This is a genomic window from Thalassobacter sp., from assembly GCF_982993085.1.
The window spans coordinates 21,232-37,135 of sequence record NZ_CEZFMW010000008.1; the positions used below are offsets into that span (position 1 = coordinate 21,232).

Here is a 15,904-nt window from a genome sequence, read left to right on the forward strand (position 1 = left end):
TCGCCGTCAAAGGCTAAAATGTGGCACAAATTGGATCACTTTAGGATCCCAACATGTTGTGTATGGGTTTGAAGGAACGTCTATGGTGTGGGGTTACCCCTAGACTTTGCAGCCCGGCTCGGTGCGCAGCAGTGCCATATCCGGCGTTTTTTTCCCATTCGTAGCCGGGGTACTGTTGCGCCAATGCCACCATGCCCCAATCTCGCCTTGTTTTGGCCAAGACTGACGCGGCCGCAATCGACAGGCACTTTCCATCGCCTTGGATAATGGTTTGCGCTGGGCATGGTAGGCCGCGCGGCAGGTCGTGTCCGTCGATCAAGAGATAGTCGGGCACTTGGGGCAGGGCGTTGATCGCGCGGCGCATGGCAAGGTGGGTGGCTTGGCGGATGTTGATCTCATCGATCTCTTCCACGCTGGCTTCGCCGTAGCCGATGTCCGCAACCTGTTCGATCAACGGCACCAACGCTTCGCGCCGTTTGGCCGTAAGTTTTTTACTGTCGTTCAACCCGGCGGGGGCGGGGCCGTGAAGTCGCACGGCACAGGCGACAACGGGGCCCGCCCATGGGCCACGCCCAACCTCATCCACACCCACGATATATAGGTGCCCACGCGCAGCGAGCGCCTCTTCGAATTCCAATGTAGGGACTGTTTTCATCTTTTCGGAGTGACACAGACCGCCCAAATAAAAAAGCCCCCGAGGTTGAGTTCCCCGGGGGCCGTCGGCTTTGCGCATGGGCGTGCGATTTTACCCGTGCACCCAGCCGTTCCGCCGCAAGCACCGCTCGCTATACAGGTTTCTTGTCCCACGGCGGGTGTCTACTTGGCGGATGCACTGAGGAGGCAGGGCACCGGCGCGGCGCACGGTGTTTTGCATGCAGCGTGCGCCATACCCGCGACGGATTTCCCCGCGGGATACAATCTCACGAAAGCATCGATCGGGGATCACCTTGTTGCGGTGACCCAATTGCCTACGCGGTGTCACGGTTGTTTGTCGCTGCACGCGAGGGGCTGCGTTGCTGTCATCAATCGCGCGTCCGATGGCGTATAACACGACCAGCCCGCCGAGAACCTTTGCGATGTCTTCGCCACCCGCCCGAGCGGGCGTTGCGGAAACAGAGGTTAGGATCAGTGACAGCACGAGGGCGCTGGCCATAAGAGGTTTGAGCATGGGACACTTCCTTTCTGGGTCATCGCGTCTGTCTGACCTTCGCCGTAGGGGTGTCCGTCGCTCAATATCGGGGGGCTGATATCGGATAACAGGCCCAAGGATATTGAATATCCGCGCCTACTTGCCCACGATGATGTTATGAAACAGATCCTTTTGACCTGTGCCATTTTAACAATGGCCTCTTCCGCAAGTGCGTCGTGTTTTGCCGATTATAAGGCCAAGCGCGACAATCCCCTACGGCTGCACTACGGTGTGGTAGAGGTCACAGGCGCCTGTACCGTTCAGGCGGCCCGTGCCGAGATTGCCCAACGGATTGCAAAAGATGGATGGCAGTTGCTGAACGTCGTTTCCGTTTTTGGTCCCGAAGGGCTCGCAGAAAGGAAAGAGAGTGCTGGCGTCTATTTCCTCCGCTTCTGAGGTCCGCCGCTCAGGTATGCGCATCGTTGCGCTGGGCATCGCGGCAGTTGTTGTGATCCTTGGGGCAGTGGCTGTTGTGTTGTTCCTGACACTGCCTGACGCAAACGCGTTTAACGCTCGGGTCGAGCAGATATTTATTGAGAATGATGACCTGACAGGTGCCGCAGAATTGCGATTGTTAGAAATACTTGCGCAGTCCGGCACTGCTTTTTCCGATGTCCTAAGCAGCTACCGCATGGTGATCTACGTGCTTTTGGTGTTCGCGGCCTCATTGCTGATCGCTGCGTTGGTGTTTCTGGTATCTTTGGTCGGATTGAACCGCCGCATGGGTGAGATTGAGCGTCAAGGTTTGCAGGTTTCTTCCCTGATCGTGAGCCGGATGGACCGGGTGGTTCTGCTCAACAATATGGAATTCAAGCTGACAGATGCCGCGCTAGAAACGCTTTCGGTGTTGGCAGAGGCGCGGTTGGATGACGATATCCTGACCGGTGCGCAGATTGAGGGGATGATTTCCGGCCGACCCGCTGAGGATTGCGACGAGGCCGCTGGCGCCACCCGGATCAAACGGCTCCGCGATACGTTGGGGAACCAAATGGTGAGTGAGATGCTGGTGCGTAATATTGCGCGGCGGGGCTACGTTTTGTCGATAGACCGCGACGTAATCAAAATGATCTGAAGGTTGCGTTCCGAGGTGCGTGGGCGTGTTTGTCGCAAAATTTAGCGCCATTTGGTTTTCGCTTGGACCGGTTTATGTGCAATTGTGAATGATATCGGTGTGTTGCCGCGCCTGTCGTTCGCCCCTTTTGGGCGTTGGCATGGCGGTCTTGGTGCCGTGCCGGTGTCAGAGTTTTGCTTGAGGTGACTTTATGAAAGACCATTTTAAAACAGCTTTTGCCGCAATCGCGATGACCGCCGCGAGCATTGCGAATGCATCCGCCCAAGACGTTGCAAACAACACGCCGTTCGGTGATTGGCGCGTTTCGTGCGACGCGGTCAGTGTTTCGCAGACATTTTGTCAGTTGGTACAACAGCAATCGGTGCTTGATACAAACGAACTGGCTGGAAGGTTTGCTGCATTTCCGGCGCAGAATGGTGGCGCGATTCTTTTGGCGCAGGTTCCTATTGGGGTGTACCTGCCGGGCGGCGCAGTGTTTCGTTTGGATGACAATGACGCGACCCCACAACAGGAAATGGTTTGGCAGCGCTGCCTTGGGCCTATTTGCGAGGCTGCGATCCTGTTGGATGAGGCGACGGTGTCCCAAATGGGATCATCGGGGGCGATGCTGTTTGGATACCGAATGGATTCTGACGCGGAGCCGATTGTGTTGCGCGTGAATTTGAACCGTTTTGGTGAAGGTATCGAGGCATTGCGTAGCGCGCAGTAGCGTAGGGTCCGCAGGCCTGTCGTAGCTTTTTTCAGCTTTGCTCAGCATTTGATTGATATCTTAAGATATCAAATGTAAACTATCGTTGAGACGAGTCGGCTAAATCAATCCGATATCGACCTCATCCGATCCATCTGCCGCAAGCGGAGCGAACTTGAATTGAAGCTGGTTGTCAAATTTCAAAGCCACGTCCTGCGCCTCCAGATCGGACGCCGCTGCCAAAATCATGATCTTGCGTTTGCCCTCACGCGTCATCGCGAACTGAAGCAAAGATATCTGTCGACTGCCAACATAAACACATATGGCCAAGTACAAACCTGTGCCGAACCATGGGTGGATTACAGTAGCGGTCAGCAAAACGCACAATAGGCCGACCAAAGCCTCCCACTGACGTTGGAACACCAGCCAGAATGGCGGGACCAGCATCGCCCAGAATGAGCGACGCAGTTCCACCACATTTGCTTCAGAGCCACTGCCTGAATAGATCGCAAATCGGGTCAGCCGTTTATTGTCTTTGGGCAGTTTCGTCGGTTTTATGCCCTCTAATTGGCTGACTTCCGGCTCTTCTAGAACCTCCCACTTGCTATCGAGGGGCGCGTCGGTAAAGACGTTGAACACCTGTCCGTTTCGCCAAACTGTTAACAAAACGGGGCCTGTGTCAGCCTCAATCAGTTTGGAAATGGCTTTTTGAACCGACGCAAGACGCGTCCATAGGATGCCATTCACAGCGACGATCAAGTCGCCCTGTTCCAGCAACATGTTTTGGCTTGCGCCCTGCGATCTGGTCTTGGTCAGACGTATCGGACCCGGTGGCGGAGGGGATAGGGAAGCAGCCTTTTTGGGTGCAAAATCCGAGGATCCGTCCATCAGGGATATTTGATCACATCAGCTTGGGGGGCTGCTTCGCGGCGTCTGGTGGCGGATGAATTTGCCTCAACAACGCGGTTCAGGCGCATGTTCATTTCATTGATGCGAGCGTCTAGTTTTTCCTGCAATTCGGCTGCGGATGCAGAACCACCATCGGTATCAATCGCGCCTACGGCCTCGGAAATGTCTGCGGCGAGCGCTTTGTATGCATCCAATTGCACAGCCAGCGCATCTTGGGTGGCGACGGAAACGCTCATGGCGAGTTCGCCGTTCAAGGTCGCGATGCGATCGGCTGTTGTATTGTTGATAGTTTCGGCTCGAACTTGGGCGGCTTCTTGGGTCTCTAGTGCAGGTAAATCCAAGATGATCTGCGCGACACTGGCGCGTAAGTCGGTCATCTGCGACGCATCCGCCGAGATAGTTTCAAGGCTGGCTTGGATGCCAGTCAGTGTTTCGGACAAACCGGCGACCTTTTTATCCATCACGGCCAGCGGTGCCATTCGTTCTTCGAATGCGGTAACGTTTTCGGTCAGGATGGTCAGCAACTGTGTGTTCGTCGCGGCGAGGCGTTGCAACCCCGAGGATGAGCGTTGCCAAACCATACCCATGATCACCACAGCTAAAACCGCAATGCTTCCGGCGGCAATCAGACTGATCCGTGAGATTTTCTCCAACCGTTCGGCTTTTGTTGCGGTCTCGGCGAACTGTGCTGAGATACGCTCAAATTCAGCGGTGACATCCATAGAGGCGTCGGCTGCATCCAAAGCTATCTGGATGCTTTGATCCAAATCGGCTGTCTGGGCCTTTTTCAGCGGTGTCGTGGCCATTGTCGTCGGTCCTGTCCTCAAGGTTTGGGGCTGCGCCGCGCCCTTGGCGTTTTGTATGCACATTCTGTGCCAGTTTCCCGCAGGACCACACGTGCCGGAAGCTCCCGTGATTTGAAGCCAAAACGGGCGCAGCTCCAAGGTTGGTGGGGCTGATAGGTGACGCCCAGATACTTGCAGGTACCGCAAACACCTTGGTTGTTTGGTTTGATGGGCGACTTGGGCTTCATTTGCGATAACCCGCCAGTTTCAGCCATAAATTGTGGATGTGAAACCGTAGGCCCGCTGCCACGCACAGCACGGCGCACAGGCCCATTGCGCCGCCTTTCAACTGGGTGCCCTCATGCCACAAAACGCGCGCCTCACCGGCAAAAAATAGGCCGACTAGAACGAAACAGAAGGTGCTTATCATTTCGCCTCGGCTGCGGTGTGCACGGGGGCGGTGTTGGGGGTTCTTCATGAAATGACCTTTCCGTTTTCGTCAAAACGCATGTCTTCCGGTAGATCCACATCAGGGGGATCAACCTGTTCGTCGTTGTTTAGCCGATAGATAAACGCCAGCACGGCAGCGACGGCTGTGTAAAGCGGGCCCGGAATTTCATCACCAATTTGACCGGCAAAATAGAGAGCCCGCGCAAGCAATTCGTTGCGAAAGACCGTTACGCCTGCGTCCTTGCCGATCTTGATAATTTCTTGTGCCTGGTTGCCGCGTCCCATCGCCAAAATCATCGGCGCGCCTTCGGTGCCAACCTCGTATTTGAGAGCGACGGCAAAGTGTGTCGGGTTGGTGATAATCGCGGTTGCCGTTGGCACAGCCTCCATCGCGGCTTTGCGTTCCTTGGCGCGGGACACGGCTGTCATCTGCATCCTACGGATTTTGGCCTTCACCTCGGGCGAGCCTTCGGTTTGCTTGCTCTCGTCCTTGACCTCTTGGAGGGTCATGCGCAGCTGTTCGTTATGTTGGTAATGAGACCAGATCACATCAAAAACCGAGATCGCAGCCAGCACCAATAAGAAGACAATTACCAATAGCAAAAAAACGTCGCCCATACGCGAAAGCCCCCCCATGAGATGGGTGTTGGGCGTAGTAAACAGCGCATCAATCGTGGCCATAAAGACCAGCAGGGCACTCCCTATCAGTGACGTGACTTTGCCGATGGCCTTGAGCATTTCGACCAAGGCCTTCACGGAGAACATCCGTTTGATCCCGCTCAGCGGGTTGATGCGGTTGGGTTTGAACGCCAGCGCTGAGTTGGACCAGTTGATCGCGCCAGACATGCCCATTTGGGTCATCATGACGATGATCAGGAGTGGCATCGCAAAAATCACTGACTTCCAGAACAAGAACTGAAAGCTGGCACCGAGGTTGCGATAAACCTCATCCATGACGCCCTTTTGTCCCGCGAAGGAGAAGAGGCTGGACCATTCCCGCAGCAAGGAAGGCATGAATGGCATCAGCCCGATGTAGAGCAACAGCCCCACCAGCAGCGTTGAAAAGACGAACAGTTCTTTTGAGCTCGCGACTTGGCCGTCTTCCTTGGCTTTTTCCAACCGTTTCTGGGTTGGGTCCTCTGTCTTTTCTTGGCCTTCGCTTGCGCCCTCTGCCATTAGGTCGCCTCCGCCACTGTGTCGCGCACGAATTGCAGGACGAATTCAACCATGTCTCGGATCGCGTATCCCATTGGTGTCGTTGCCAAGTAGAGCGCGAAAAAACACGTCAGGATCGTGAGCGGAAAGCCGAAGGAAAAGAGATTTAGCTGGGGCGCGGATCGGGTGACCACGCCGACGGTCACGTTGGCCAGCAGCAGGATTGAAACCACGGGCAATGACAAAAGGGATGCAATTGCGAACATATGGCCACCTGAATCGAGACCAGCTGAGATCAGGAATGACATGTCACGCAACTGCCCCAGGGGGAGGACTTCGTACGTCATGCGCATGATTGCGATGCAGTGTAGGTGTCCGTCCATCGACAGAAAAACTGCGATTGCGAACAGGTTTAGGATTTGGCTCACAACTGGGGTTTGGCCGCCTGAATTGGGGTCGACCTGCGCAGCAAAGCCCAAGCCCGCAGAGGCCGCAATCTTTTCGCCAGCAAGTGCGACAGAGGAAAACAGAACCGATAGGATGAGCCCGAGCGATAGCCCAATCGCGACTTCGATAAAGATCACCTCGACCAGAGCGAGAAACGGCAGGCTGCGCGGATCTGGGACTTCGATCATACCAAAGAGGGCCGATGAAATCAGGACGGCCACGATAATGCGCGCCTGCACTGGGATGGCTGCCGCACCAAAAAACGGCGCTGATAAAAAGAACGCGCTAAGCCGTATGGTATGAAGAAAAAACACCAGACCTAGGTCAAACACCTGCTGCAACTCGATCCCGCCGATCCCCATCAACGTATCAAGACTGGGAACCTCCGCGATCATTGGAGAAGGCGGATCTGCTCAAAGATGGTTGCGAAGTAATCCACCATCTGCTGCATCATAAATGTCGACAGACCCGCCATTGCGGCCAACACGATGACCAGTTTTGGCACAAAGCTGAGGGTCATTTCGTTGATCGAGGTCGCCGCCTGCAAAATGCCAATGACCAAGCCAACCGCAAGCGCGACGGCCAAAATTGGGCCGGAGGCCATGATGATCTGCCAGAATGCGCCGCGGAGGCTTTCGATATTTACGTCAAATTCCATAGGTCAATTCACATACGTCGATGCGAGAGAGCCGATCGTCATCGCCCAGCCATCGACCAGAACGAACAGCAGCAGCTTGAATGGAAGCGATACCAACATCGGGCTGAGCATCATCATGCCCAATGACATCAGGATCGATGCGATGACCAAGTCGATGACTAGGAAGGGCAAAAACAGCAGGAAACCGATTTGGAACGCGGTCTTCAGTTCAGACGTGATGAACGCGGGGAACAGGACCGTGTAGGGCACTTCGTCGTTGCTGGCATAGGGCGCGTCTCCGGCCATTTCGGCGAACATCGCTAGTTCTGCTTCTCGTGTGTTGAGGATTAGGAAATCGCGTAGGATCGACGCGCTAAGTTCGATGGCGGGCACCGGTCCAAGTTGCCCATTCAAGTAGGGAGAGATTGCCTGCGTATACATCTGCTCAAACGTTGGTGCCATGATGTAGAACGTCAGGAACAGCGCGATTGAGATCAGGACCTGATTGGGCGGAGTTTGTTGCGTGCCCATGGCTTGGCGCAAGATCGATAGGACAATGATGATCCGGGTGAACGCTGTGATACCCAAAAGGAAAGACGGCAAGATCGTGAGCACTGTCATCAGTGCCAAGATCTGAAGCGAGAGCGAATAGGTCGTCTCACCGTCGTCGCCTGTGCGCACGTTCAGCGCGGGCATTCCGTCAATCATACCCTGTGACAGGGCGGGCCCGGCCAGCGTGATTAATAGGGCGGTTAAGCCCAGTGATGCGAACGACCTAGGGAGCATCGGTATGCTCGCCCCTAAGAGTGTTCGGGTCGACCGACGCGCCATCCTCTAGTTTGATCATCGCAGCTTGACCGCGCGCGCCGTGCAGAACTGCGACGCGCGCGCCGCCAATGTTCAGCAACGACACCTGTAGGGAACGTTCCAATTTGTAGGCGTCTAGCAGGACGATCTCACGCTCGTTAGTGCCGAGCTTGGCTTTGATCGTACCCGCCTTTGCAACAATAATTTGACGCACAGCAATCAGCGCACCCAAGAACGCGAGCACGATAAAAATGCTGCTTAGGTCGGGGGTGGCGGTGGCCATGTGCTGGGCTCCGGTGTTGGGTCAGGCTGGGGTTCGCGCGAGGCGCATGTTGTGGCTTTTAGATCCGCTCGACCCGTTTTTCGGGGTCAACAATATCGGAGAACCGGATGCCGAACCGCTCACCGACCATGACGACTTCGCCCTTGGCAATCATTGTTCCGTTAACCAAGATATCCAGCGGTTCACCCGCAAGACGATCCAGCTCAACCACCGAACCCTCGTTTAGGCGCAGAAGGTCCGCGATAGTGATTTCCGTACGGCCAACCTCAATCGACATCTCAACTTCGATGTTTTCAAGGGCGCGCAGTTTGTCGGCTTCGCTGGCGCGTGGGAGGGTTTGCTGATCATCATCTGACATATTGAGAACTCACTTTTCTGCGCTGGATTTATCCAGCTTGCGGGTGATTGTGATGGCGCTGGTGCCGCCAACCTCGCCAATATCGGCGACAAACATTTTCTGACCTTTGACAATCACGCTCAGCCCTTCCGTCAGCTTGATCGGAAAGACATCCCCGATTTCCATGGCCAACATGCTGCGGAGCGAAAACTTGGGTTTGCCGAGTTGCACATTCAGGGGCAAAGGGACCTGCATGACGGCATGCTCAAGCCGCTCGCGCCATGTCAGGTCGTCGTCGATTACTTCGGATTGCATCCGTGATCGTAGCTGGGCAGCAATCGGTTTGAGGGTTTGTAGCGGATACAGGATATCGATCGAGGATGGCTCGCTTTTGGGCAGCTGCACCACAAACGAGCAAACGATGATCGTTTCAGTGCCCTCAACGAATGATGCAAATTGCAGGTTTTCCTCGCGGGCGTGCTCCGAAAAGGTGAGGGGCATCAAATCCTGCCACGCCATCAGAAGTATCTTGTTCAGGCCTTCGGTGATGATCTCAATGACGCGGGTTTCAGTGGCCGTGAATTCATTGCGCGGAACGTACTTAAGACCCAAATCACCGCCGTAGTAGGCATTGGTCAACGCCGAGATGAATTCTGGTTGGATCACCATCATCTTGGTGCCGCGCAGTTCATCGATGCGAGAGGTGCTCAGGCTCATCAGTGATGCGGCACCTTCACAATATTCGTCAAAGGTTTTGACTGTCGGCATCTGTGCCGAGATACGGGGCTGAACCCGGAGCATTGGTTGGAACACGACCCGGGCAAGGCGGGCAAAGCGTTCATTTATCACGCGTAGGGCGTAGTAGTCGCCAAGCAGCGACAGGTCGTCTTCGCCAAAGGCAAAGTCTCGCACATCCTTTTCGGACACAGTGCCAACACCCGACGCGCTGCCGTTTTGATCGAGGCTGCTGATCAGCGCATCGACTTCGTCTTGCGAGAGTTTTTTGGAGGACGACATGCCGGCTTTCTCGGGGCTATTGCATCACATAAGACGTCAGGTGAACGCCCTCGATGCCACCGAAACCTTCAAGCCGTTCCAGTTCAACATTGATCGAATCCCGTATGTCGTCAGACAATTGCCTGCGTGCTTCACGGCCAACAACGTCCTCTTCGCCATAGTCGCTAAGTGTTTCGAGGATGGCGGCCTTGATCGCTGGCAGGTGCATTTCGACGTTTCGGAGGATTTCTTCGTCGTACTGCGTGGATACACCGATCCCCAACTGCAAGAACCGCCGGGAGTCCCGCAGGTTGGTCGTCAGGTTACCTGGAATTTCATAGTATAGCGTCTGAAAGACCTCTTCCTTGGAGCTTTCCTTGACCACCTTGGAACGCCGCTCTCCCTCGCCTTCTTCTCCTTCGCCCTCTTCTTCGGGCTCCGCTTCGGGGGCTGCGGCACCGTTGCGTTCGATGATCTCGGAGGCCAGCTCCTCAGGGGAGTGCGGCTGTGTCCCGAACATAAAATACCCAGCGCCAAGGCCAATGCCCAGCACAGCCAATGCGGCAAATACCATGATCAAGATTTTGACTAGGCCGGATTTTTTCTTTGGCTCGTCTTCTTCTTCGCTCATGTCGGGGTCCTCGTTCGAATTCTTATGCGATGATGCTGATAAGGGATGAGGTGTCCGCAGTGATCTGCGGTGCTTCCTCAACGGTATTTGTGGAGGTGGCTAGGCCGTTGGTGTCGCGACGCTCATTTGGGGTGTCGCCGCCTTGGCCCTGCCCACCGGTGTTGGCGGAGAACGAGGCAAGTTTCAGACCTGCCTCGTCGAATGCGCCGGAAATCTGTGTTTCGACGCCGCGCAGCATCGAGGCGGTAGATGCGACCTCAGCCGTGATGCGCAGTTCCATGCCCTTGCGCCCTTCGCTGAGCTTGAGCGTGATTTGCCCCAAGTGCTGCGGCAGGATGCTAAGGGTCAGCGTGCCGCCGGCCTGTACGGATTGTGCAGCGCGGTTCACGAGCGTTTTGGTCCAGCCTTGGTGACGCACGTCCAGCATCGCACCTGCCATTGCGCTTTGTTGCATCGGCGCCTGGGCCGGTGCTGCGTTGGATGTGGGGGTGCCCGTCGCACCCGTCGTAGCTGGGGCTGAGGTCATCACAGATGCCTCACTGCTCGGACGGGTTTCAGGGGGCAACGGAGTTGCGGTGTTGTGGTGCATAGCTCCGGGTAACCGTGCCGTTGTCCGCGGGATCACGCTTTGGTCGCTGGTTGTTTTGGGGGGCGATCCGGTAGCGTCATCAATGATTATTCCCTCCGTCGGTACCGTGCCTGTGGGTAGGCGTGTGGGGTCCGCTTTGCGCGCGGTTGTCTGTAGTGGAATTGTCGTCATCGCGGGGACGATAGTCGTTGGCTCAGGGGCCGCTGTACTGGCTGTGATCGCGGTTTGTTGAGCGATTTCGGATGGGGCCGCGGCCACTTGAACAATTGGTCGGGTTGCAGTGTCGAATGTGCTTTGTGGCTTTGGCGCTTGCAACACATCCGGTAGGCCAACTGGCTTCAGCTCAACTGAGACAGCGTCTGCATTAGGGCCGAGGTTGCTGAGGCTAGATGAGTTGTGTTGCGGTAGGCCTTTGAATTCCAGCGGCGTCGGAAGGCTTAACTCAACGTTTGGCTTCCCGTCCTGGGCAATGGGTATAACCTTAGAGGCCGGGTAGGGGGTCATTTCAAAATATGGCGGGATGGGCTTGGCTGTAGTCAGTTCTGTGACTGCTGCTGCGGCAATGCTCTGTTCCGATGGCTGCGGCATCAATTGTAGAGCGGTGGCCAAAATGGTGTCGATCTCGGCGACGCCCATTGGTGCAGCTTTGGCCAGATCATTGGACACATCAACGGAGTCCAGTGTGACTGTGACTTGTGTGACCGGCAATGATGCGCCCAACGTTTGATGGGCTGAGGCCAACATCATTTCGACTTTGGGGGCATTGGCCAACACATCTTGTTTTGATCTATCGATCCCTTTGCCCAGTGTCCCTTCGGGCAGCACTAGTTGGGACAAAGTTTGGGTTTGGGGCACGGCATCCAGTAATATGGTGATGGCGGCGATGTCGTCGGTCGGACTCTGTGTGGCCGCCAAAATATTGCCGGGTGCGTCGGGTATCACATCGGTCAGCACCGCTTGCTGATCTAACGTAGGAAGCTCTGTGCCTTGCGCCAAAGCGAGCGCATCTGAAAAGACCTCACCCGTACTTTGCGCCGTAGCGGTACCCATAGCACCGGGCACAGACGTAGGCATGACGCGGGGACTGCCCTGTGGGGCAGACATAGGCTGCAAAAAGCCGTGCCCTAAGTCCAAAATCTGTGTTGGTCCGTTCATCGGAGGTGTCGCTTATCCATTTGATCGGAAAAATAATGCAAGCAGGGTGCCAATACGCGCGTTCCGAGTGGCAAAATCGCGTCAGGTCCGTTTGATCCTGAAAGGCACCGCATTTGCGTGCTCTTGCTTGGCGTCCCGGTCTTGTTTTGCGGTGCGCTGGGCGACTTGGGCTTTTTCAGCCACTCGCTGCACTTTGTGCCCGATCTGGGCAATCGTCGCGGTCACTTGCTCTAGGTCTGTGCGCAGAAACTCAAGCTTGTTGTCCAGCGTCTGCATCTCTTCGATTAGGCGCAATTCGTACCATCGGTTGGTTTGCAATCGATGTGCTTGCATCACGTCGGTGTTGCGGGCGTCTTCGCGTAACTTTTTGATCCGGACAAGCAGGTCATCTAGATGGGCGATTTCCTTGATCAGGGTCTTTTGACGCTGCACATACTGGGGCATGCGCGCTTGCTCCTTCAGCGCCATGTTCTTGAGCAGTTTGACCTTCCGGTCGCTCATCACACACGCCCAACGATCGCGCTTAGCGTTTGTTGGCTTTCGGGGAGGCTTGCGCTTTGGCCGGCGGATTGACTGATGAATGACATCATTTTCGGCCATGACGCCACGGCTTCGTCCAGATCGCTATCCTGTCCCGAGATATAGCCCCCCATCAGCATCAAGTCCCTGTTTTCATTGTAAAGGGACACCATGCGTTTGAATTTGCGCGCCGCCGCCTGTTGCTGTGGCGTTACGATGTCGTTCATTACGCGACTGATGGACGAGGGAATATCAATCGCGGGATAAATGCCCATTTGAGCGATGGACCGACTGAGCACGATGTGCCCATCTAGAATGGCGCGCGCGGTATCCACGACCGGATCGTTGTCGTCATCGCCATCGGCCAAGACGGTATAGATGCCGGTGATGGAGCCTGCGTTTTCGCCAACACCCATGCCCGCGCGCTCAATCAAGGTCGGGATCATTGAGACGACCGAAGGTGGATACCCCTTGGAGGTCGGTGCCTCGCCCAACGCTAGGCCGATCTCTCGCTGTGCGTGCGCCACGCGGGTCAATGAGTCCATGATAAGCAGCACGTTTTTGCCTTGATCGCGAAAATGCTCTGCAAGTGCGGTTGCGCGGCGCGCGGCGCGGATGCGCAAAAGGGGTGAGCGGTCTGCGGGTACGGCCACGATGCTGATCCGCTCGCGGGCTGCGGGGTCCATGATGCTGCGAACCATTTCGCCGACCTCGCGGGCGCGTTCTCCGATCAGGCCCATAACCACGACATCAGCCGACGTATAGCGCGCCATCATGCCCAAAAGTACGGATTTACCGACGCCAGACCCCGCGATGATCCCGATCCGCTGGCCGCAACCAATCGTCAGCAACCCGTTGACCGCGCGAACCCCGACATCAAGCGCGCCGGGGATCAGGGCGCGGGCCAGCGGGTTTAGCATGCGCCCATTCAAAGGAACGCTAGCCGCGCCCTTTGGGACCTCTTGGTCATCGAGAGGGCGGCCCAATGCATCGACGACGCGGCCCAAGTAGGCGTCGCCTACATCGACTGAGATGCCTTGGTCCAACAGCGACACGCGCGCGCCTGCCTGCACGGCGGCGCCGGATTCGTATAGGATCAGCTTGTTGCGGCCTTCGTCGTACCCGATGACCTCGCCCAGAACATCGATGCCATGCGCCGTTTGGACCGAACAGACGGAACCTACGGACACAGGAAAACCGTCGCATTCTAGCAGCAAGCCGTCATAGCGCGAAACGCGTCCGCTTAGCGTTGTTTTCCTCGCTGCTTGACCCACAGGGCGCATGATTTGGTCAGTTAAGTTCATGCCTTTAGGCATCCGCCTTGACGGGTGGTTCTTCGAGGGGCTCGGTGTCGGTCCAATCCAGTGTGTCGCTGATTTCGGCGCCACCCACCCGAAGGCGCGCGTCGCCGCGGTGCAGGGACGGGTCGCTGCGCAATTGTAGGGGCGATGGATTTTGTTGCGCGTCAAACCCGCGTTGCACAAGGTCTAGGTCGTCGGGGGCGACGAACAGTTCCCGAATGCCCGCCAGATGAGCCATGTCGGCGATCAGGGCTTCAATCCGCGTGATCATCACATCGGGCATGTCTTCTAGCGCAAAGCCAATACGCTGTGAGGTGAGTTCAAGCACCGAAGCGTGAATGCGCTCAGATAAAACGTCGGTTTCGATCAGATCATCTGCGCTAAGCCGCGCGATGATTTGTTCAAGCTGGTGAAGCTGCACGCTTAGCTCTTGCTCACGCGTGCTTTCGGTCATGGCTTTGCCGGCTGATAGGCCTTCGGCGTAGGCATCATCGCGGATGCGCTGCAACTCTGCCTCATCAAGTGCGGGGGCTTGGTGCGGCTCATCCGAGGGCAGGGCGTCTTCTGCAGTCTCTGTCTCGGCCTCTGCATCTGGTTCTGGCTGGGCTTCGATCTCAACCGGTTCAGGCGGTGGTGTATCCTCTGCCGGTATGTCGGCGGTTTCGGCCTCGGCGGCGTGCTCTGGGTCTGCGGTGGGTTCGCTTTCGGCTGTGCCTTCGACCAATTCAGACGGCTGATTGGCCAATGGCACGGCAACGTCGCGCCAAGATAGGGCGCGAAAGGTCGTGTCGCTTGTGCTGCGAATGGTCTTGGCGAAATGATCCTTGTTAGCGGACCGACCCAAGGCCATGAGGGCCTCAATGTTTGCCGCCGGGGGGGCTTTTTTCTCTCGGATGCGGCTCATTAGACCATCTCATCGCCGCCGCGACCCGCCAGCACGATTGTGCCTTCGTCGGACATTTTGCGCGCAACTTCGATGATCTTCTTCTGAGCAGTCTGCACCTCGGTCAAGCGGACAGGTCCAAGGACTTCCATTTCGTCTTTGATATTGGCGGCGGCCCGCGAGGACATACAGCCAAACAGCTTCTCTTGCAGGTCTTCAGGCGCGCCTTTCATCGCCATGATGAGGTCTTCTGACTCGAGCGCTCTGAGCAGGGTTTGTAGCGAACGGTCGTCCGACATGCCGAGGTTTTCGAAGGTGAACATGTTGTCTTGGATCGCGCCCATCAGTTCCTTGTCTTCGCGTTTGATCGCGCCAAGGATGCGTTTTTCCATGTTGGCCTTGGTGAAGTTCATGATCTTGGCCGCCGCCTTTACGCCGCCAACCTTTGACGAACGCAGGCTGGTGTTTGCCTTGAATTTCATCTGCATCACGGCTTCCAGTTCGCGCAGGGCCTCTGGGTCGACGGTTTCAAGTGTCGCGATGCGGTGAATGATTTGGGGCTGCAAATCGTGTGGCAACAGGTTCAGCACATCGGACGCAAGGCTGTAATCCAAATAGGACGACACCAGCGCGATAATCTGCGGGTGTTCGTCTTGGAGAAGCTCAGCGATGGATCGCGCGTCCATCCAGTCAAGAATTTCGATGGGCCGTTCGCTGCTGGCAGGGGTGATCCGGCTCAGAACGGATTGTGCTTTATCCTCGCCCAAGGCGCGGTTCAGGACGTTGCGAATGTAGTTACCAGCGCCCAGACCAAGGCTTGTCTGTTGTTTGATAATTGCCAAAAACTCGTCAAGCACGGCGTTCACCGTTTCCTGATCGGTGCCGCGCACAGAATACATGGCCGCTCCAAGGTGCTGCACCTCACGCGGGCTGAGGTGCTTTAGGATTTCGGCAGCTTCTTCTTCACCCAGCAACATCATTAGGATCGCAGATTTCTGCGTTCCCGTCAGACGTGCGGTGATTTCGGCTGCTTCTTCGGTTGCAGCATTTGCTCCGTCCATGCGGCTATTC

The 15,904-nt window shown here is 56.3% G+C and carries 21 protein-coding genes; 3 read left to right on the top strand and 18 right to left on the bottom strand.

Annotated elements, in window-relative coordinates:
- Positions 1-40: 40 nt before the first annotated feature.
- Positions 41-655, bottom strand: coding sequence for a ribonuclease HII (rnhB, locus tag AC4GMC_RS02585; protein ID WP_487879279.1), 615 nt, complete (start codon positions 653-655; stop codon positions 41-43).
- A gap of 90 nt (positions 656-745) precedes the next feature.
- On the bottom strand, positions 746-1,168 hold the full coding sequence (locus AC4GMC_RS02590) for a hypothetical protein (protein ID WP_487878447.1): 423 nt from the start codon (positions 1,166-1,168) through the stop codon (positions 746-748).
- A gap of 138 nt (positions 1,169-1,306) precedes the next feature.
- On the opposite strand from AC4GMC_RS02590, the gene AC4GMC_RS02595 reads away from it, so the two are divergent.
- The 3 genes from AC4GMC_RS02595 (at position 1,307) to AC4GMC_RS02605 (ending at position 2,970) form a co-directional block, all read left to right on the top strand.
- The gene (locus AC4GMC_RS02595) at positions 1,307-1,585 is read left to right on the top strand and encodes a hypothetical protein (RefSeq protein ID WP_487878448.1); all 279 of its coding nucleotides are present in this window, start codon (positions 1,307-1,309) and stop codon (positions 1,583-1,585) included.
- Between the two features lie 16 nt (positions 1,586-1,601).
- Positions 1,602-2,261 (top strand): hypothetical protein, encoded by a 660-nt coding sequence (locus AC4GMC_RS02600; protein ID WP_487878451.1) that lies wholly within the window; start codon positions 1,602-1,604, stop codon positions 2,259-2,261.
- A gap of 190 nt (positions 2,262-2,451) precedes the next feature.
- A complete protein-coding gene (locus AC4GMC_RS02605; protein WP_487878449.1) occupies positions 2,452-2,970 on the top strand; it encodes an invasion associated locus B family protein in 519 nt (172 codons plus the stop codon).
- A gap of 99 nt (positions 2,971-3,069) precedes the next feature.
- Here the strand turns inward: AC4GMC_RS02605 and AC4GMC_RS02610 are convergent, their stop codons facing one another.
- The 16 genes from AC4GMC_RS02610 to fliG all read right to left on the bottom strand — a co-directional run bounded on the left by AC4GMC_RS02610 (position 3,070) and on the right by fliG (position 15,894).
- Entirely contained in the window at positions 3,070-3,729 is a 660-nt protein-coding gene (locus tag AC4GMC_RS02610) for a DUF2628 domain-containing protein (RefSeq protein ID WP_487878450.1), read from the bottom strand.
- 107 nt (positions 3,730-3,836) lie between these two features.
- Entirely contained in the window at positions 3,837-4,664 is an 828-nt protein-coding gene (locus AC4GMC_RS02615; RefSeq protein ID WP_487879280.1) for a hypothetical protein, read from the bottom strand.
- Positions 4,665-4,887: 223 nt separating this feature from the next.
- Positions 4,888-5,121, bottom strand: coding sequence for a hypothetical protein (locus AC4GMC_RS02620; protein ID WP_487880415.1), 234 nt, complete (start codon positions 5,119-5,121; stop codon positions 4,888-4,890).
- Positions 5,118-6,269, bottom strand: a complete 1,152-nt coding sequence (locus AC4GMC_RS02625) for an EscU/YscU/HrcU family type III secretion system export apparatus switch protein (RefSeq protein WP_487878505.1) — start codon at positions 6,267-6,269, stop codon at positions 5,118-5,120. Before AC4GMC_RS02625 ends, AC4GMC_RS02620 begins: the two co-directional genes overlap by 4 nt.
- Positions 6,269-7,090 carry a flagellar biosynthetic protein FliR gene (gene fliR / locus AC4GMC_RS02630; RefSeq protein ID WP_487878504.1) on the bottom strand — a complete coding sequence of 274 codons (822 nt, stop codon included), beginning with the start codon at positions 7,088-7,090 and terminating at the stop codon, positions 6,269-6,271. The genes AC4GMC_RS02625 and fliR overlap by 1 nt, the downstream gene beginning before the upstream one ends.
- Positions 7,087-7,353, bottom strand: coding sequence for a flagellar biosynthesis protein FliQ (gene fliQ, locus AC4GMC_RS02635; protein WP_487878503.1), 267 nt, complete (start codon positions 7,351-7,353; stop codon positions 7,087-7,089). The genes fliR and fliQ overlap by 4 nt, the downstream gene beginning before the upstream one ends.
- A gap of 3 nt (positions 7,354-7,356) precedes the next feature.
- A complete protein-coding gene (fliP, locus tag AC4GMC_RS02640; protein WP_487880417.1) occupies positions 7,357-8,040 on the bottom strand; it encodes a flagellar type III secretion system pore protein FliP in 684 nt (227 codons plus the stop codon).
- 67 nt (positions 8,041-8,107) lie between these two features.
- Entirely contained in the window at positions 8,108-8,422 is a 315-nt protein-coding gene (locus tag AC4GMC_RS02645; protein WP_487875666.1) for a hypothetical protein, read from the bottom strand.
- 58 nt (positions 8,423-8,480) lie between these two features.
- Positions 8,481-8,780, bottom strand: coding sequence for a flagellar motor switch protein FliN (fliN, locus tag AC4GMC_RS02650; protein WP_487875665.1), 300 nt, complete (start codon positions 8,778-8,780; stop codon positions 8,481-8,483).
- A gap of 9 nt (positions 8,781-8,789) precedes the next feature.
- A complete protein-coding gene (gene fliM, locus AC4GMC_RS02655) occupies positions 8,790-9,776 on the bottom strand; it encodes a flagellar motor switch protein FliM (protein ID WP_487875664.1) in 987 nt (328 codons plus the stop codon).
- A gap of 16 nt (positions 9,777-9,792) precedes the next feature.
- A complete protein-coding gene (locus tag AC4GMC_RS02660) occupies positions 9,793-10,386 on the bottom strand; it encodes a flagellar basal body-associated FliL family protein (protein WP_487875663.1) in 594 nt (197 codons plus the stop codon).
- A 22-nt stretch (positions 10,387-10,408) separates the two neighbouring features.
- Complete coding sequence (locus AC4GMC_RS02665; protein ID WP_487875662.1) at positions 10,409-12,130, bottom strand: flagellar hook-length control protein FliK; 1,722 nt, start codon at positions 12,128-12,130, stop codon at positions 10,409-10,411.
- Between the two features lie 81 nt (positions 12,131-12,211).
- Entirely contained in the window at positions 12,212-12,631 is a 420-nt protein-coding gene (locus tag AC4GMC_RS02670) for a hypothetical protein (protein WP_487875661.1), read from the bottom strand.
- Complete coding sequence (locus AC4GMC_RS02675; RefSeq protein WP_487875660.1) at positions 12,631-13,953, bottom strand: FliI/YscN family ATPase; 1,323 nt, start codon at positions 13,951-13,953, stop codon at positions 12,631-12,633. The genes AC4GMC_RS02670 and AC4GMC_RS02675 overlap by 1 nt, the downstream gene beginning before the upstream one ends.
- Before the next feature lie 4 nt (positions 13,954-13,957).
- Positions 13,958-14,854, bottom strand: coding sequence for a FliH/SctL family protein (locus AC4GMC_RS02680; RefSeq protein ID WP_487875659.1), 897 nt, complete (start codon positions 14,852-14,854; stop codon positions 13,958-13,960).
- Positions 14,854-15,894: a flagellar motor switch protein FliG gene (gene fliG, locus AC4GMC_RS02685; protein WP_038005432.1), complete on the bottom strand. Its 1,041-nt coding sequence runs from the start codon at positions 15,892-15,894 to the stop codon at positions 14,854-14,856. The genes AC4GMC_RS02680 and fliG overlap by 1 nt, the downstream gene beginning before the upstream one ends.
- Positions 15,895-15,904: the final 10 nt, after the last annotated feature.